The sequence below is a fragment of the Chitinophaga sp. genome (genome assembly GCF_036566945.1).
Taxonomy (GTDB): domain Bacteria; phylum Bacteroidota; class Bacteroidia; order Chitinophagales; family Chitinophagaceae; genus Chitinophaga.
Window position 1 is genome coordinate 1 of the sequence record NZ_DATCVJ010000526.1, and the last position, 19,039, is coordinate 19,039.

Annotated in this window: 13 protein-coding genes and 1 tRNA gene; 3 read left to right on the plus strand and 11 right to left on the minus strand. The window is 47.0% G+C overall.

Features of this window, described 5'->3' with window-relative positions:
• Nucleotides 1-133: 133 nt before the first annotated feature.
• The 4 genes from VIP81_RS15980 to VIP81_RS15995 all read right to left on the minus strand — a co-directional run bounded on the left by VIP81_RS15980 (nucleotide 134) and on the right by VIP81_RS15995 (nucleotide 7,479).
• Complete coding sequence (locus VIP81_RS15980) at nucleotides 134-1,945, minus strand: RagB/SusD family nutrient uptake outer membrane protein (protein WP_331962753.1); 1,812 nt, start codon at nucleotides 1,943-1,945, stop codon at nucleotides 134-136.
• A gap of 25 nt (nucleotides 1,946-1,970) precedes the next feature.
• Complete coding sequence (locus tag VIP81_RS15985; protein WP_331962756.1) at nucleotides 1,971-5,444, minus strand: SusC/RagA family TonB-linked outer membrane protein; 3,474 nt, start codon at nucleotides 5,442-5,444, stop codon at nucleotides 1,971-1,973.
• 263 nt (nucleotides 5,445-5,707) lie between these two features.
• Nucleotides 5,708-6,766, minus strand: coding sequence for a FecR family protein (locus VIP81_RS15990; RefSeq protein WP_331962759.1), 1,059 nt, complete (start codon nucleotides 6,764-6,766; stop codon nucleotides 5,708-5,710).
• Nucleotides 6,767-6,885: 119 nt separating this feature from the next.
• Complete coding sequence (locus VIP81_RS15995) at nucleotides 6,886-7,479, minus strand: RNA polymerase sigma-70 factor (RefSeq protein ID WP_331962762.1); 594 nt, start codon at nucleotides 7,477-7,479, stop codon at nucleotides 6,886-6,888.
• Between the two features lie 173 nt (nucleotides 7,480-7,652).
• Between VIP81_RS15995 and xseA the strand changes: the two genes are divergently transcribed.
• The gene (gene xseA / locus VIP81_RS16000; protein ID WP_331962765.1) at nucleotides 7,653-9,092 is read left to right on the plus strand and encodes an exodeoxyribonuclease VII large subunit; all 1,440 of its coding nucleotides are present in this window, start codon (nucleotides 7,653-7,655) and stop codon (nucleotides 9,090-9,092) included.
• Nucleotides 9,070-9,285 (plus strand): exodeoxyribonuclease VII small subunit, encoded by a 216-nt coding sequence (gene xseB / locus VIP81_RS16005; RefSeq protein ID WP_133810914.1) that lies wholly within the window; start codon nucleotides 9,070-9,072, stop codon nucleotides 9,283-9,285. Before xseA ends, xseB begins: the two co-directional genes overlap by 23 nt.
• A 3-nt stretch (nucleotides 9,286-9,288) precedes the next feature.
• On the opposite strand, the gene VIP81_RS16010 is transcribed toward xseB, so the two are convergent.
• From VIP81_RS16010 to VIP81_RS16020, 3 genes are all read right to left on the minus strand, one after another.
• Nucleotides 9,289-10,443, minus strand: a complete 1,155-nt coding sequence (locus VIP81_RS16010) for a BamA/TamA family outer membrane protein (protein ID WP_331962772.1) — start codon at nucleotides 10,441-10,443, stop codon at nucleotides 9,289-9,291.
• Nucleotides 10,444-10,568: 125 nt separating this feature from the next.
• Nucleotides 10,569-12,791, minus strand: a complete 2,223-nt coding sequence (locus VIP81_RS16015; protein ID WP_331962775.1) for a hypothetical protein — start codon at nucleotides 12,789-12,791, stop codon at nucleotides 10,569-10,571.
• Between the two features lie 81 nt (nucleotides 12,792-12,872).
• Nucleotides 12,873-12,991: transfer RNA gene (locus VIP81_RS16020), tRNA-OTHER, on the minus strand.
• Between the two features lie 245 nt (nucleotides 12,992-13,236).
• Here VIP81_RS16020 and VIP81_RS16025 point away from each other — a divergent pair.
• Nucleotides 13,237-14,247: a WYL domain-containing protein gene (locus tag VIP81_RS16025; RefSeq protein ID WP_331962778.1), complete on the plus strand. Its 1,011-nt coding sequence runs from the start codon at nucleotides 13,237-13,239 to the stop codon at nucleotides 14,245-14,247.
• A gap of 154 nt (nucleotides 14,248-14,401) precedes the next feature.
• Here the strand turns inward: VIP81_RS16025 and VIP81_RS16030 are convergent, their stop codons facing one another.
• From VIP81_RS16030 to VIP81_RS16045, 4 genes are all read right to left on the minus strand, one after another.
• Complete coding sequence (locus VIP81_RS16030; RefSeq protein WP_331962781.1) at nucleotides 14,402-15,847, minus strand: c-type cytochrome domain-containing protein; 1,446 nt, start codon at nucleotides 15,845-15,847, stop codon at nucleotides 14,402-14,404.
• Nucleotides 15,844-16,773, minus strand: a complete 930-nt coding sequence (locus VIP81_RS16035) for a sugar phosphate isomerase/epimerase (RefSeq protein WP_331962784.1) — start codon at nucleotides 16,771-16,773, stop codon at nucleotides 15,844-15,846. Before VIP81_RS16035 ends, VIP81_RS16030 begins: the two co-directional genes overlap by 4 nt.
• A 2-nt stretch (nucleotides 16,774-16,775) precedes the next feature.
• Complete coding sequence (locus tag VIP81_RS16040; RefSeq protein WP_331962787.1) at nucleotides 16,776-18,269, minus strand: DUF1501 domain-containing protein; 1,494 nt, start codon at nucleotides 18,267-18,269, stop codon at nucleotides 16,776-16,778.
• A 5-nt stretch (nucleotides 18,270-18,274) separates the two neighbouring features.
• Nucleotides 18,275-19,039 (minus strand): DUF1553 domain-containing protein (locus tag VIP81_RS16045; protein ID WP_331962790.1); only part of this gene is annotated, 765 nt, incomplete at its 5' end.

The following is a 19,039-nucleotide window of genomic DNA, read 5'->3' on the forward strand; positions in this document are numbered from 1 at the left end:
TGTGCTACGGTGAGTATCGGCTTGCGTTTGCTGCTGCTGTTAGTCGCCGCTTTCAGGGCGGCCGGCCCCAGTAGGGTGCCGGCTGCCATCAGCCCTGTATGTTTCAGGATGTCTCTTCTATTCATGAGTTTATTTATTGCCAGCCAAAAATTTGTTTCAGATTTGGATTCAGTGCTATCTGTGTAGCTGGTATAGGGCGATAATAATACATTGGGTCCTGGAAAGTGCGCGCCCTGTTTTCTGTGACGATAGCACCACCGGCATTACCATTCTTTAAGTATACGGTGACATTATCACCAAAAGATCCTGCTTTATAATATACCAGTGGGATGCCCAAAGAGTTTTTCTCTTTGCTGCCTTCAGCGGGAATGTCCAGGCTTTTATCTATGAGAATAATATCTTCCACACCATCGCCGGTCAGATCATATTTGCCCAGTCCGGGGAAGTACATGCCTTCCGGTATTTTTTCCAGTACTTTACCGGCATGCCATCTCATGAGATCATCATAACGATAACCTTCCAGTGCAAATTCCACTCTTCTTTCGCGGCGTATTTCCAGTATCACCCCTTTATTGGCGCCGGATACGTCCGGGTATTTGGCTGCCTGTACCAGGTCGGGATTGGCATTGGCGGCGCCCATATCCATATTGGGCATGGCCACGCGTTTACGCAGCAGGTTTACCGAGAGGTCGAGATCGGCCTGTGTAAGGCTGCCCATTTCTGCTTTGGCTTCTGCATAGATGAGCAATGCTTCTGCATAGCGATACACCGGGAAATCGATGCTACCCGCGATGTTATTATCTGTGTAATTGGCGTAACCTTTTATCTGGTGGTAGCCGGTGAAGTTTTTATTTAACCGTTGTATGTAGGGTGTCAGATCGGAAGCCCTTTTAAAACCGGGAGCTGCCAGTGTCTGGCTCATACGGGGATCTCTGTTTTGAAACTCCTGTGTATACATCATTTTGTCGTAGCCAGGAATATCAGTAAAACGTTTACCGTCTTTCATCAGGTAAGTCTGCACCAGGTCACGGGAAGGCGATTGTTCGTAATCGTTGAATACATAACCATTAAGATTACTGTTGCTGTTACTGGGGTCCTTGGTATAGTCGTACGGACGGGCCAGTATGACCTCGCGGTTTAGTAAGAGATCCTGACTGGAGAATAACGTGGCATAGTCCTGGTTGGCTTGCGGCGATGAGGCTGCGTAAACACTAAACTTGCCGGAATTCATGATGTCCTGTGCTTCTGCTCTGGCGCTGTCCAGGAAGCGGGCAGCGGTACTTTGCAGATTCAGTTCCGGATGATATTTGCGGTAGGTGCCTTCATACAGCGCAATTCTGGCGTACAGCATTTTTGCTGCCCACATATTGGGGGTACCGGAAGAAACTTTTTCTTTGATATGCTGTACCGCAAAAAGCAGGTCTGCCATGATATTGTCTACCACCAGCGTGCGGGGATCGCGGGCCTTAAAAAGCGCAGAATCAGTAGGATTAATTGTGCCGCTATACCATGGTACATCTGAGAAACGGTTCACTTTATCAAAATAGAAAGCCGCGCGATAGTACCTGGCCAAACCGGCGTAATGGTCTTTCACGTCCTGGGCTACCTTGGCTTTATCATAGTTATCCAGGAAATAATTAATGTCGCGGAGGCGTCCCCAATCCCAGCCACCCGTAATGGTTTGAGAACTGGGGGTGCCGATCATCATGTTTTTTATTTCCAGTGCTGCGGTAGAGGCAGCGTTATCACTGCTTTGATCACCCATGTATTGCCATGCGTCGGGCAGACTTAGTAGTCCATTTACATAAAGAGAAAGGTCGGTTTCTGTTTTAAAGAACAACTCCGGAGCGATGGCATCCTGTGGATATTGGTCCAGGAAGCCTTTTTTACAGGATGCGCCAATAAGCAGCATGCCGATAATAATATAGCTGGTAATTTTTTTCATGTTGCAATGTTTAAAAGGTCCGGTATTACAGGTCAAGATTTAATCCTACTGCATATTTGCGCTGGTAAGGATAGGCCCATCCATAGCCGTCTATGATAGATTCCGGATCCACATATTTTTTGATAGCCGAGAATTCAAAAACATTTTCGCCGGTAACGTATACGCGTAAACGATTAATATGATACCGTTTCGTCAGAGAAGCCGGTAAGGTATATCCGATGGTAACATTCTTGATACGCAGGTAAGCGGCATTCAGCATATATTTTGTTTGCGGAATATCCAGGCCTTTTCCGTTGTTGTTATCGGCCAGCCAGGATTGCAATACCGGGTAGTAGGAGTTGGTATTCGCATCGGCCAGCCCTGCTTTGATGTAAGACTCACTATGTTGCGCACGGGTAGCTTCGTTATCGGCAGTGGCGCGGTAGAAATCCAGGTTCCATGGATATACGTTGGCATAAGGTTGCTGATAAGGGCCCCAGAACAGGTAGTGATGCGGATAATAATCCATTTTGGCGATGCCCTGCATGAATACAGAAAGATCGATGCCATTCCAGTTCATGTCCAGGTTGATGCCGAAACGATAGTGCGGACTGGTATTGCCAATTACTTTCAGGTCTTTGGGATCTTTGGCAGAAAGGCCCTGTTCTATTTTGCCATTACCATCCAGGTCTTTGTATTTAGGCCATCCTTCTACAATTTCCAGTGCACCCCATGGAACGATGGCGCTTTCGTCCAGTTTTTTGGCGTCATCTTTACTCTGGAAATAGCCGTCATTGGTTAAGCCCCAGATTTCTCCGATGGTTTGCCCTTCCCGGTAGTTACTGAATAATTGCTGATCATTCGGGAAGCGGGTAATTTTAGTCTTATCATCCGACAATGTAAATTTCAATCCAAAATTTAATGGTTTGGCGGCTACATTAAAATCATTACGATAACCCAGGGTCATTTCCCATCCACGGGTGCTCAGGTCAGCCACGTTTTGCTGGGGAGCAACCGTTCCCAGTACGCCTGGCAATTCCTGTCGTTTGGTGAGCATGCCTAAAGTATTACGCACGAAATAATCAAAGGATGCCTGAAATCTATTTTGCATGAAACCCATATCCACGCCTACGTTGGCGGTAGTCACTTTTTCCCAGGTATAATTATTAGGATCTACGGATAATAAAGGAGCACCGGTAATAACGGTTTGATTGATTTCATTGCCTATCAGGTAGCTGGAATTCTTCGTCTTTAGTTGTTGCTGATATCCGAAATAAGGTACATTCTGATTACCCAGACTACCATAGGAACCCCTGAATTTGAGAGTAGATAATACAGGGGATAAGCTACGTATAAAGCTTTCCTCGCTGGCTATCCAGGCGGCAGACAAAGACGGGAATACGCCCCAGCGTTTGATGGCAGGGAAACGGGAAGACCCGTCGTACCGGCCATTGGCTTCGAGGATATAACGATCTTTGAAGGTATAATTAATTCTTCCGAATACACTCTGGATACCATAGGATTGATACTGTGTTCCTGCGGTAGCAGCACCACTGGTCAGGCCCAGATAAGGGAGAGAAGAGGAGATGATTCCCGTTTTTTGGGCACTGATTTTCTGCCATTGATAGCTTTCCTGGTTGTATCCTACCACTACGTTGATGCTGTGATTTTTGGCAATGATTTTATGATAATTGGCAAAGAGGTCGAACACATCGTGGTTAACAGTAGCGTTGTTTTCTGTTACCGCATTGTTACCGCCTTCCGTGCGAACATCATTAGGGCCATAGCCAATGTTATATTGTTTCTGATCGATATGGGACTTCCACAGTTCTCTTTGGAAACTCGCGTCACCGGTAATTTGCAGGTCATTGTTGAGCAGGGAAACCACTCCTCTGATCACGTCCTGGAATCCGAAGCGGGTGTCTACGCTGCGACCGCCGTCCACTAATTGGGCAGCGAGTCGGCCTGCACCGGTATTGGCCCAGGTGCCATCAGGATTCACGGCTACCTGTGTAGGTTGCAGATAGTATACATCTGTAATGTTGTTGGCAGGAGCATCTGCTTTTGTCTGGTAAACACTGAGGTTATTATCGAGCTGCAGCCATTTGATAGGTCGCATATTGATCTTGGCCCGCATGCCATAACGGCCCCAGTCATCTTTGGCCAGTTTATTCAATCCATTTTCTTTGGTGTAATCAGCTGAAATAAGATAAGAGATAGGCGCTTTTTTAGCTGTTTCCGCGCTACCACTCAGGGAAATACTATGGTATTGGGAGAAATTGTTTTTACTGAAGAAGTAATCATTCCAGTTATTGCTACCCATATAAGCCCACTTGGTAGGGTCGCTGGGGTCTACACGGGTATCCGGCAGGGAAGGATTGTCAGATCTTTCTTTTGCCCATTTGTAATACTCATCGGAATAGTTAACGTAATCCCAGGGGGTATTGTTAGTAGACGTTTCCAGTACGCGGGAATAGATGTAAGGGTCTGTTACCGCATCCGGCATGATGGTACGCCGTGACATCGCAAAATAATTGCTGTAGCTAACGGACTGTTTACCACCGGCGCTACCTTGCTTGGTAGTAATAAGGATCACGCCAAAAGAGGCCCTTGCCCCGTAAATAGCCGCCGAGGCGGCATCGCGTAATACAGAGATGGACGCAATATCGGCGGGATTGAGGCGTATCATATCGTCTGTAGCAGCCGTGATACCGTCAATGATGATCAGTGGAGCTACCATGCCACCGGTCTTGTCGGCGGCTATTGTAGCAAAACCACGGATGTTGATGTTTGGGGTCTGACCGGGCTTACCACCGCCATAACTGATATTCAGTCCGGGACTCAGGCCCTGTAAACCCTGCATCACATTGGCAATAGGCCTTGCTGCCAGCTGTTTACCGGAAATCTGATCTATTGCACCTGTCACATTTATTTTCTTCTGGGTACCATAACCTACTACAATCACTTCTTCCATAGAATTTTTGGAAGGCTCCATGGTCACCGTCAATGTTTCCCGGCCGTTGAGCGATACTTCCTGCTGGTCAAAGCCAATGTAGGTCAGCACGAGGATGGCATTTTCCGGCACCTTTAATTCAAAATTGCCTTTTTCATTGGTAATGGTACCAATGGTGGTGTTCTTTAACCGCACACTTACACCGGGCAATAGTTCGCCGGTAGGATTTACCACATGTCCTTTTACGAGGATATCCTTGCTGACAACGGCTGCCGGAGCAATCACAATCAGGTTATCGGACATCTTCCGGAAATGCAGGGAGGTATTGTCCAGTATTTTATCCAACACCATGTCAATACTCCAGTCCTTTACATCCAACGATATTTTGTGATTCTGCGGGAGATTATCATCGTTATAAACAAACCGGTAGTGGCTGTTTTTTTCCAGTACAGTCAGCGCTTTCTCCAGCTGTACCTGGGAAAGTTTAACCGTAATGGTGGATTGAGAGTGCACCTTTGCGCTTACATGTAAACACGCAACTGTGATGAGCAGCATAGAAAGCTTCATAAAAATCAACAGTTTATACAACTTCCGCTTAGGCGGAAGCCAATTGTCCACTGTACTTTTTTTCATACATTTGTTTTGTTGGTTAATTAATTGTTGATGGAAAGTTTACCCAATACAATGCTGTTAACCGATATTTACACGGGGAATGGTGCGAACATTTCCCGTTTTTTTTCGGTTAAAGCCTACGTGTTAAAGCTATTTGTTTACTGTTTGTTTACTGTGTTTTCGTGTGTTTTAGCCATCGATCGTTAAGTGAAATTTTTTTATTGGATCCATATTTTACCGGCTTCATCTTTATGCCAGGTGAATGATAACGTAGTCTCCAGTGCGTTCAATACCTGTTCCAGGCTTTCTGTTTCAAATACGCCACTGAAATAAAGTTGTTTTTTACGATTGTCTTTAAACCCGATTTCAACGCCATACCACTCTTCCAGCATAGCGGCTACTTTTTCCAGTTGCAGGTGTTTGAAGGCCAGTTTATTTTGTACCCAGGCTGTTTCCGTCAGGACGCTGTCCTGTACGGGGCTGAGTTTACTCTTATAAATGACGAGGGGTGGGGGCGTTGCCAGATTACTTTCTACCGGAGTAGCAGCCACCTGCACCGGGACGGTGAGTTTTTCATTTGGTTTGAGCGACACTACCTGGTTGCCGGCGTTTTCCAGCACTACTTCCACAGATCCCTGCACCAGCGCCGTCACGGCGCTATCTTCCTGTGGGTAGGCCCTTACGTTAAAAGAGGTACCCAATACGCGGATATGAAAGGTTTTGGTATGTACCCGGAATGGTCTTTCTGCGTCTGCGGTCACCACAAAAAAAGCTTCTCCTTCCAGTGTCACTTCCCTGGGTGCATGTAAGGCAAATTGTTTAGGATAGTCCAGTTTACTGCCGGCGTTTAGCCATACCCGGGAGCCGTCCGGTAAAAGGATCTGTGAGCGCATGCGCTTTTGAGTCACCATTTGTGCCAGTGGCGCCTGCGTGGTGGTTTTGGAAGCATACTTCCAATAGCCGCCAATGGCCAGCATCACGAGTACACCGGCAGCGATACCGCTGTAAAGCTTCCATAACCGCCGTGGCGCGGGCGCCTCCGTAGTGGGGATATCGGCCAATGCCTGCATGCGTAGCTGATGCTTTTCCAGCAACTGCTGCACCTGTTGCCCGCTATATTGCTTGCCGGCAGGCGTCCAGTTCTGCGCAAATACTTCCCGGATATAACTGGCATCAGGATATTGCTGCAATAGTTGCTGCAAGGTAGCTGCTTCGTCTTCCGTAAGTATGCCGGCCAGTTCGCGGGCCAGCAACGCGTACAATTTTTCCTGATCCATAGTTTCAGTTAAGGACAAATGAGGACCTCATTTTTTTGAGTAAATAGTAACATTTGTCCTTGCTACTATAAGAAGGACAAATAAAGCATGGAAAGTTCCCTAAAGAAAATTAAAAAAAGTTAAGAATCCAGCCGGAGATAAGTTTGGGCAGTTTCATCGGACAGGTCAAAGCGAATCGCCTGGGATATTTTTTTTACAGCAATCGTTAATTGGGCATCTACTGTTTTGGTGGAAATATTCAGGAGTTCCGCTACTTCCCGGTAACTGAGGCGGTCTTGTTTAATTAAACGGAATATCAGCTGGCAACGGGCCGGCAGACTGCGAATGGCCCTTTCTATTTTTTGTGATACTTCGGCAGATACCATCCCGCTTTCTGCTTCCGGTGCAATGGCCAGCATATCGGTATTTAAGTCATCCAGCGAATGATGCTGATGCCTTTTTTGCTGCTGCAGCGTATTGAGCGACAAATTTTTGGTGCTTACATACAGGTATACCACCGGGTTTTGTACATGCAATAAATCATGTCGCTTTTGCCATAAAGAAAGAAATACATCAGACACAATTTCTTCTGCCAGATGAAAAGAGGACACAATGGATGCAGAAAAGTGAATTAGCCGGCTACATAAGGTGATGTATAGTTCATTATACGCCTGAATACTATCATCATAGCAGACCCTTTGAAAAAGCGATTTAATCTGCTCATTTTCTCTCATGGCGCAAAAATATATAAAACGAAATAAGTCTGTTATTAACTGTTTGTTATGGTTTTGGTTGTTTGGCGATCGTTTACATTGTTCAACTGGCAGCAATATATACATTTTTTAGATTCCCCGGATATTCCGTTCCACATCGGAAATAAACGTTTTACTTATCTTTACCGCTAATAATGAATGAATCTCCATCGATAAAGCTCTCCGCACTCACCGGCAAAATTCAGCAGGCGCTTCACAGCGTGTTTGCTGAACAAACCTATTGGGTGGTAGCAGATGTTACCAATCATTCTTTTTATCAGCAAAAAGGATATCATTATTTTGACCTGGTAGAGAAAGACGAACATGCCGGTGGCATCGTGGCCAAAGTATCTGCCGTAGCCTGGGGCAACGGCGCCGTGAGAATTAAGGAATTCGAAATCGTTACGGGCCAGCAGTTTAAAAATGATATTCATGTACTCATTCGGGTATCGGTGAGCTATCACCAGGTGCATGGATTGCAAATCGCCTTGCTGGATATAGATACCAGTTTCACGGTAGGGTTGCTCGAACAGCAAAAGCAACAAACCCTGCTACGGCTTACGACCGAATGTGCGGATTTTGTACGCAAGGTGGGCGACCGCTATATTACGCGGAATAATCAGCTGCTGCTCCGCTCCGTGATACAGCGGCTGGCAGTCATTACTTCCGGTAATTCTGCCGGTTACCAGGATTTCAGGCATACACTGGAGCATAACCATTTCGGCTATACTTTCAAAATTGACAACTACTTCACCGTAGTGCAGGGCGAAACAAAAGCAGAGTTGGTACAACAACGTCTGATAGATATTTACAACAGCCAGGTACCCTATGATGCGGTGGTAATCATACGCGGTGGTGGCGCACAAACCGATTTTCTTATTTTTGATACGTTTATATTAGGCAGGGCGGTGGCCAAATTTCCCATCCCGGTGATTACCGGTATAGGACACCAGAAGAATGAAACCATCACTGATATGATGGCGCATACGGCAACTAAAACGCCTACGAAGGCGGCGGAGCTGATCATTGCGCACAACAGGAATTTTGAAGAAGCGGTGATAGCTATGCAGCAAAATATCCTGATCCGCTCCCAGCAACTGTTTTCCAGTCATTTTCAGGCATTGTCTTCCCTCAACAGCAGCATTATTAATCAAAGCAGAACCTTGTTGTCGAATCATAAGGAAGACCTGCACGCCTGTAAAAATGTAGTGTTACAACATTCGTCTGCGATGTTGCTGCATCGTCACCGGGAGCTGATAGGCGTATCCAATGCCGTGCTGCAAAGACCAAGGATCATGGTATCCAACCGCCTGAATGATTTGGATAATATCGTTGCCAATTTCCGGTCCTTTAGCCGGATGTATATACAAAGTAAGCGGGGGCAAGTGACGCATTACGATGCTTTATTTAAACTGATGAGTCCCGCCAATATCCTGAAACGTGGCTTTGCCATGATTTATCAGGATGGTCATATTATCAGCAATGCCACGTCCCTGCAGCCGGGCAGCCACATTAAGGTGGTGTTGCACGATGCATCGTTGCAGGCTACTATTACCGAAAAAAATATCACACATGAGCCAGGAACTGACATATGAAACTGCCTATAATGAATTACAGGAGATCGCGGAGGAAATAGAAAACGAAGCTGTTTCTGTAGATCTGCTGGCAGAAAAAGTGAAACGCGCTGCTATTCTGATAGAATTTTGTCAGCAGAAATTACGTGCCACCGAAGCGGAGGTCAATAATATTATTAAACAGATGGAAGGGAATAAAGGAGGGGAGAAGTAGCGGCTAAAATACTTCATTAATACCGAAGTAGAACCCAGCTTGATCCTTGCCTCTTCCATAGTCCAGGCGGATATTCACACGTTTTTTGAATTCCCAGCGGTAGCCGATGCCATAGCTGATGAGGGATTGATCGATGGCCAGTTCTCTGAATTCGTGAAATACATTACCGGCGCCCACCCAGGCTACCATACCGCTGCGGTTATAGATTTTTTGCCGGAGCTCCACCTGTCCGGTGATATAGCTTTTGTCGCGGAAGCGGCCTTCATAATAACCGCGTAAACGACTGGAGCCCCCGGCTTCGGCCATTAAACTCCAGGGTACTTCGCCGCTCCGTTCTTCTCCATACAGATCGGTGGCCAGTACGGCGCCTTTCCATAATTTTTTGTACCAGTCGAATTGCACGTCGTACTGTGAAAAGACGGCCTTATTCCCGAAGAAGGAGGGGAAGACGCGATAGCCCATGCGTACATAAATTCCCTTATAGGCATTGGGGATGAAGTCGCGGGTATCATATACCAGAAAAGGACCAGCGCCAATGCCCAGTATTTTTTCGGGCTGCATCAACGGTTTGCCGCCAACAGTATCTAGTTTCTTAACCTGTACATTCTGGATCTGGGCACAAAGGCCCGCGAAAAATTTACCATTTAGGTTAACGGAAAAATCGACGAGCATTTTTTCCGTGAGCTGTACAAATTCTGAGTAATGATCTTTGTCGTTGCCCGCGTCATACCCAATGCCCCAGTACTTATTGGGGCGCGAGCTAAAAGAGGCTCTGAGAGCCAGCCGGAACCGGTCGTGCGGGAAAATGGTAGTATTACTGATCCCGATTCCATAGAAACCTGTCATGGCCGCAGAGGCATAAACGGCTGCATTGGAAATAGGGAGCAGGGAATCGTTTTTATCTGTTTTGTATTGTGCCGCCATCATCACCGCCAGCCCAACACTCGTTTCCGGTGTATACATCGGGCCGCCTATGAAGCTGAGGTCTACCTTTTTTTTCTTCTTTTCTACATTGGTATGTTTAAGGTAGTACATGATATTGTCGAAGAATCCTCTGGGCGCGGATATAGTAGCCGTGGTATCGGCCTTGTCCTTCAACTGGGCCTGTAATACAGCCGGGGTTGCAATAAGGAGTAAAAACAGTTTGTATTTATTCATGTATGACAATGCAATGAATATAACACCATTTTTAGGAAATTGATTAGCAGCGAATGAAAAAGTCTGTCATGACGAATGGCAGCGCGGGAAAATGCCCGGCTGCCATCGTTTATAGGGATAACAAATTAATCAATAAATAATTGTGTCACGGCGGCGGTGTTGCGTGCCCATTCCCGGGTATACACTTCATCTGCCGTTGCGTGGTCAGTGACGGTTAGTTGTTGTGCCGCGGCTTTCACCATCAGCAGTTGTCCGATGCTTAGTTTGCTATCCAGTTTTTTCAGGATCGCTTTTACATTATGCAGGTCCAGTTGCTGTACTAGCTGTCCGTCGAAGGCCATTTCCAGCCAGATGATTTCTTTCGCCGCCACGTCCAGCACACCAAATACCAGTCCTTTCGTTAGTCCGCTGGTGATACGCATCATGTGCTGTACACAGGACGGGTCGTAGGCGACACCGGTTTTTTCGGATATTTTCATAGGATACTTGCTATCCATCCATCCTACCACCAGGTTAGGCGTAATAGCGCCCTGGCTGTAGGCATTGCAGGTAAAGGTCACATAACGGGCGCCGGCTTTTGCCAGTGCAGGAATATCTATTTCAATATATTCTGCTGTCCCGATTTTGTGCGGAATAGACCGGATATCGCCGCTATGTTTACACCCGGTGGTCTGTAATCTGGAAAAAGAACAGGTATCCACCTGTGTGTCGTACGCAATACGGCAGCTCAGGTCCATATCCAGGTGCTGGGCGGCTAAGCCTTGTCCCCATTGCATGAACAGGATGATTTTATCTCCGTCTGCTTTATAACGGGTACCCATCAACGCAGATGGCAGGTCCTGGATCTGTTCACTACGGTCGCCGATGGCGAGTGGTATTTTAAACAGTTCCGGTGCGATGTAGATGTTTTTCGCAGTAGTGGCTACCGCCGCGAAACGTTTCGTCATCGCCAGCAGGCAAAGTTCGGTGACTGCCTTTTGCATATCGGCCAATTGCGCATCGTCGTACATAGATAACAGTTGGTTGGCTGGCACTTTTTTGCTCACACCTCCCAATGGTTTCACGGCACGGGTCACTGTTTTATCGAAATAATAGTCTGCATACATCTGTAGGGTAAACAACAAACGTGCAGGTATTTTATCCAGGATGGTGGCAAAAGCGGCTGTCACCGGCGCTGGGCCAAACCACAGCATGTTGGCAAACAGGGAGCGGGCAAACAAGCCCGGACGCTGCTTTAACAAGCACATAGTGCTGTCGGTATCGTAACGTAAACGGAAGTGTTGTACCTGTCCTTCCCATACGGTGTAATCCTGGCGATAGAATTTATCTATCACGGTACGTAATTTTTCCAATCCAGGGCGCTGGCTAAATTCAGCGAGGCGCAGGGCACGGATGAAGCGTACCCACATTCCCCGTTTAGGATGCATGATTTCACACATTGCTGTCGCTTCCATATTAATGTTGTTTATCCACCGGGCCACCATTAATCCTTCCTTACGGCTGTATTTCAGCTTCAGGGCTATCACCGCGGTTATAGTATCCGTGCAGGTACCCGCATGTAATTGCGACTTGTTTTTTGTTTGTCGCTCTACAATTGTTTTGGGTGCAATCAACTGCAGGAAGCCGGTATGTTTATACCACAGGTAACGAAGTATATCCGTAGGCGTAGTAAACAACGTGGTGGCTTTGTCCGCCTCCTCTCTGGCAATCAATATATCCACCACCGCTACCATGGTTTCTTTCATGCCGATCTTTACTTCCTTTAATGGCAAGACAGACAACAATGCTTTCAGGCTATCCATTTGGGTAGCATCCAGTGCGGTTTTGGATGAGAGTAAGTCTTGCAGGTATGCCGCTGCTGCTGCAGTGTCCCACAGGTCCAGCACCCGTATTTTACTATTTTGACCAAAGTTTTCTATGGTACCTGCTTCAAAAGGAGTACCGCAGAATGGGCAACCATTATATTTTTCCAATGGAAAGGTGTGTGGCGGAATATTATGGCCGCAGCGTAGTATGGTTCCTCTACCCTGAAATACCGTGTTGAAGTAAGTAAGTATATAATCAGCCACCGTCACATTTACCGGGATCTCCCAGTCTTTGATCAATGGGGTCCAGTTTTTATTTACGCCCATTATTTCCCGGAAGTTTTCCAGTATAGTTGCCTGATAAGCCGGTGTGGTATGATTCAACGCATGCAGCAATGGTTCGGATACCCCAAAGCCCAGCTTCGCCAGATTAGCTACCAGCAAGCCGGTAGTAGGGGGCAGATAATGTTTGTTGTGTTGGATAGTGTTTTCAGGAATAAAAACTGCCTGCTGACGTAAACCTACTTTTAATAAAGTGTTCATGATAATAGTTATTAATAATCAGATAATTTTGTTGCTCTTTACCTAAAAAAGAGAAGTAAGCAACAATTGACCTCGATATAGTAAAGCAGGCTGGATTCGAACCTGCACCCCCCGTATCCCTGGAGAGAAGTAAGTCTTAATTGACCTGTTGGTAATTTTAAAACTTCTATTACGGTGCGCTACCATTGCGCTACTGCTTTTCCATCTTCGGCGGTAATGGTGAGTGTTCATTTGGAGTGTGTTTGAAGTAACACTTACTTGACCGCTTCCGATGACACAAAGATGCAAGGGTAAGTGCGCAGCATACTTGCGTACTTAAAATTTGTTTAAAAAAATATTTTAAATAAATGATAACCAGTAATTTGTGAGATAATTATTTTTTGAGAAGGTATAAGTGCGCACGTAGAATGCGTAGTAATTTGTTTTCTTTGTATAAAAGTCGTGTATGTCCATCAATAAACTGGCGTTGATCCGGTATAAAGCCATCGATGATTGTTTACGTAACCGCTATCGCAAGTGGACCCTGGAAGATCTGATAGATAAAGTAGCGGATGTATTATATAATACAGAAGGGATCAGCTCCGGTGTGAGCAAGCGAACCATTCAGGCGGATATTCAGCTGATGCGCAGCGATAAACTGGGTTATAACGCGCCTATTGAAGTGAAGGACCGTAAGTACTATTGCTACAGCGATCCTGCCTATAGCATTACCAATGCGCCTATTAACGACGGAGATGTAGATAAGATGAAGGAAATCGTAGCAGTGCTCAAACAATTTAATGGCTTCAGCTACTTCGATGATATGAGCGATATGATTGCCCGGCTGGAAAATAATCTCTATAAGTCAACCGATACACACCGCAACTGTATTCAGTTTGAAAATAATCATCAGCTGCTGGGACTGGCCCATATCAACCCGCTGTACCAGGCTACCCTGCACCGTAAACCATTGCTGATAGAATATAAATCGTTTAAAGCCACCAAAGCGCAGGAGCATATCTGCTATCCATACCTGTTAAAAGAATACCGCAACCGCTGGTTTCTTCTTACCCGCATCAAACATTCTCCACAGCTCACCACCATGGCGCTGGACAGGATCGTGAGCCTGCAGGAATTACCCAAAGAAAAATTTATTGACTACGATGGCATGCCCTTCGAAGCATACTTTGATAACCTGATAGGCGTGACTAAATCAGAGAAAGATGTGGCACATAAAGTAGTACTGGAGATAGATAAAAAACATGCCCCTTATGTGTTGACGAAACCACTGCATCATTCCCAACAGGTGCTGAAAACAGGCGCCGACAGTACCATTGTCAGCATTCAGGTGGTATTGAACTTTGAACTGGAAAGAGAAATTATGGGATTTGGAGAACACATGAAAGTATTGTCCCCCAAATCCCTGGCCTCGCGCATCGCCAAAAGGTTTTTGCTCGCCGCGCAAGAGTATGAATAGCTTTTAGCTTTTAGCTTTTAGATTAGAGCGAATGGTTAATAGCTAATAATAGCAGTTAATCTAACAGCTAACAGCTAAAATAGCAGTTAATCTAAAAGCTAACAGCTAACAGCTAAAAGCTAATAGCTAAAAGCTAACAGCTAACCGCTAACCGCTAACCGCTAATTTTATGGTATACCGTGGTATCCGACGCCAGCAACGGTAAACGATAGCCCCCGGTATCGACCGTCAGTTTAGGTAAATGCTTCCGCAATTCCTGCACCGCCATTGGTTTTACGCCTGCCTGGAATAAGTAGACCTGTTGTAGTTTTTTATTTTTCTGGAGAGACAGCAAAGCCTCATCTGTCACTGCAGTTCCTGCCAGATTAAGATAACGCAATTCTGTACAGGCATTCAGGGCAGTCATGCCGCTACCCTTTATCGCGGCATTTCTCAGGTCCAGCCGCACCAGGTGTGTGAACTTGCCTAATACGGCAAACGCACTATCCGTTACCCGGGTACCGGATAAACTGAGCCACACCAGCTGATCTTTCAATGGCAGCAACAACTGCATATCGGCATCGCCGAAAGCCCCTGCATTGATACAATCTACGTTTACATAATTGCTGCCGCTACCTACCGGCAATACTTTTACGCCTTTCGCTTCCAGCGCGGCAATGTGTTGCGCGCTGACAGCTGCTACCTTGCCTTCCGGAATAAACTCCTGTTTATCTATTGGGGTAGGAGGCTGCATACCTTCCAATACCATCACCATCATCGGCGTCTTGGCCAGTTCTTTCACGGTTTTGCCCGTAGGCGCACCCTGTGAAATCCACCAATGCAACAGTTCCAGCTCCTGCGGCGTCACCGCTGGTTTGCCCCTCGGTGGCATACGATGGTCGTTTTCTTCCGGTAACAGGAGTCGCTTGAATAACTCACTTTCTTCCGGCATACTGTCTTTCAATACGGGACCATGTTCGCCACCTTTGCGGATCAGTTCCACCGATTCCAGTCGCAGCCCACCTTTCAGCTTTTGCTCATTATGACAACTGTAACAACGGTTCACTAATACGGGTCTTACCAGGTCTTCATACAATTTGGCATCGCCAATATTCGTATACGCGGCAACGTTGTTGGCGGATTTATTCAGGCCCGTGAGCTGCCGTAATCCGGCAGGCATGGCCTGTGTGAGGTAATCGTCGCCGTGGGTAAGACTGCCGCCATAATGTCCTGCTGCACTCAGCAGTAATATCATGAGCAATGCGGCGGGTACCTGCAGGCGGTGAAAACGGTTTTTATTTTTATTGAGTTCCAGCAGGTATAGCACCGTGCTGATAACGGCTACGCCTATACCGAGATATTTATGCGTGAGTAATAGGTTTTCTTCATAGCCACCATCCAGGGAAAGCAGGTAGCCGGTAATACAACTGGCGATAGCAGACAAAGCTGCGGCCAGTAATATAGTCGGCAATGCTGACTGGAGGTGACGCCATTTTTCCCGGCGGGCCAGCAGTGTCAGAATACAGGCGATCAGTAATATGCCAATGGGCAAATGAACCAGTAAAGGATGGGAGCGCCCTATAAACATACTCCAGCTGCCGGTGCTAATCAGTAATTTCATTGTTTGCTATAACGTTGTTTAAGCTGCTTCATCATATATACATTGATATCCCATTGATCCGCTACCGGTTGACGGGTATACGGTAAGGTAGGCAGATAATCTGCCGGGCCAAATTCCGTGAGGAAAGTCAGTGGTTTACCGGCGGCCTGGTGTTTTTGCACCACCTGGTCCCACCAGGCGAAATGTGCTTTCACGGCGCCTTCCCATTCTGGTGCGCGCGGATCATTTACCTGCGGGCCTTCCGGATGGCCAATACGTGCATGTATATGTGAAGCGCGATCCAGTGCTTTGGCTACCGTGGCCGTCTGGTCCTGCAACAATGATTCGTGTACATTGCACCAGTGGGAGATGTCCAGCGTTAACCGCATATCAGGTTTTGCTTCAATAAATTTGCGGGCTACATGTGCAGCAAAACACATCCGCGACCGGTGCGTTTCGTGATATACAGGTATACCCGATTGTTTCGATATCCGAATCGTCATATCTATCAGGGCACCGTTTTGTTCGAACGTAAAATAGTCCCTGCCGGAATGACAATTAATATACAGTGGTTTTATTTTGCTATTGCTGGTGGCGGCTTTTAGCGCCGTTTCAAATTGCTGCGCATGTTTCGTATAGTCGCTGTCGTAGCCGGCACATAAGTATCCTACCTGCAGGTCATATTTCGCCAATGCCGCAAATAGTTCGTTTTGCGCGGTGGTTTCTGTAGGCCACCATATTTCCATGCCATCATATCCCGCATGCTTTGCATCGCGGCAAAAATCATCTATACTGCCGTTATAGCCCCAGTTGGTGGCTAAGACGATTAACCGGAAGCCTTCCTTTGCAGGGGTGCCTGCCGCAGCAAAGGCGGGGAGGGACGGTAAACATAACGCAGAAGCCAGTATGGCCGATTGTTTCAGAAAATTTCGCTTGTGTTGATCCATGTTTAGCTTAATATGGGTGTAATTACTTTTCCTCCTGTATCTGTTAACCGGAAAGGACGGCCCTGGAATTGATAAGTCAGTTTTTCATGATCGAAGCCCAGCTGTTGCAGGATGGTCGCATGAATATCATTGATGGCAACTTTGCCTTTGACAGCAGAATAGCCTATTTCATCGGTTTCGCCGTAGGAATATCCTTTTTTGATACCAGCGCCGGCCATCCACATGGTAAAGGCTTCTACGTGGTGATCACGACCCATGAAAGGCATGTCTTTACCATCTCTGTTTTCCTGCATCGGGGTACGGCCAAATTCGCCACCCCATACTACCAGCGTTTCGTCTAACAAACCACGTTGTTTCAGATCCTGCAGTAATGCGGTAATAGGGCGGTCAATTTCACGGCATTTATTACGCAGACCGAAATCAATAGATCCGCCTTCATCGGTACCGTGTGTATCCCAACCCCAGTCGTACAACTGTACAAAGCGTACACCTTTTTCTACCAGCTTGCGGGCCAGCAAACAGTTGTTGGCAAAGGATTCTTTACCAGGCTGTGTGCCGTACATTTCGTGGATGTAGTCCGGTTCGTTGTTGATGTTCATCACCTCCGGTACAGAGATCTGCATTTTATACGCCAGCTCATACTGGGAAATGCGTGACAGTGTTTCCGGATCGCCGAAGGCGGTATATTCTTCTTTATTTATTTCGTTGATGGCATTGATGGATTCTTTGCGCAGGTCCCTGCTCATGCCGTCCGGGTCGGTGAGGAACAGTACAGGTTCGCCTTTGGTTCTGCATTGTACACCCTGGTATACAGATGGCAAAAAGCCGCTGCCCCATACACTCTTACCGGCATCTGGTGTTTTACCACCGGAAGTCAGCACCACAAATCCGGGCAGGTTATCGTTTTCAGAACCCAGTCCGTACGTCACCCAGGAGCCGGTGCTCGGGCGTCCCAGTCTCGCGCTGCCGGTTTGCATAAGTAACTGTGCCGGGCCGTGATTGAACTGATCTGTTTGTACTGCTTTCAGGAAACTCACGTCATCAGCCATGGTAGTGAAATGTGGCAGGTGATCAGAAATCCATGCCCTCGATTCGCCATGCTGATTAAATATGGCCTGTGGTCCCAGCATTTTAGGAACGCCTCTGATGAAAGCAAATTTTTTGCCTTCCAGCAGGGAGGCTGGACACAACTGGTTATGCAGTTTTTGCAGTTCAGGTTTATAGTCAAATAACTCCAGCTGGGAAGGTGCTCCTGCCATGTGGAGATAAATTACGCTTTTGGCTTTGCCGGGAAAATGAGGCGCTTTGGGTGCCATCGGGTTACCGCTGGCATCTACCAATGTTTTGCTACTGCTGCTGCTACCGCAGCTGGCCAGGAAGGAGCCGAGTGCAGCAGCACCCAGTCCTGTAACACAATCCTTCAGAAAGTGGCGCCGGGTAAAAAAACGCAGCGTAGTATCGTTAGCTTCCTTTATCAGTCTTACATGTTTGGTCATACTGCTTAGGATTTAGTTAGGAATTCATCCAGGTTCATAATGGCATTGGCGACTACTGCGAGGGCAGCCAGTTCGGCCTGTTGCGGTTCATTGTTTTTGCTTTGCAGCAGTTTCATGGCAGCGTTGGGGTCCTTGCGGAATTCCTTCAGCGCCTGCGTATACAGTGTTTGTAGTACTTTCAGCTTATTATCGGGCAGCGGTTTGTACATAGCCGTTTGATAACCCCAACGGATACACGCATCAACATTGTTATTGCCGTTTTGCTGCATATGCTGCGCCAGGGTGATGGCGGTTTCCATATATACCGGATCATTCAGCGTTACCAGTGCCTGTAACGGTGTGTTGGTGCGGATACGGCGCTGCAGACAAACTTCCCGGCTGCTGCCATCAAAAGAGATCATGGAAGGGTAGGGACTGGTGCGTTTCTGGTAAACGTACACGGCTCTACGATATTGATTGCCATCGGTGGCTTTGTTCCAGGTGCCGCCATTGTATACGGTTTGCCAGATATTATCCGGCTGGAAAGGCATCACACTCGGACCATGCAGCTGCCGGTTCAATAAACCGCTGACGGTGAGTGCCTGGTCTCTTACTTCCTCTGCGGTAAGGCGGAAGCGGGAACCTCTTGCCAGCAGGCGATTGGAGGGATCTTTTTCCACTAGCTCCGGGGAGGCATTGGATGTTTGTTTATAGGCTGCCGATAACACAATTTCTTTTAGCAATGGTTTCATATGCCATTTATAATCGTGCATAAACCGGTAAGCCAGGTA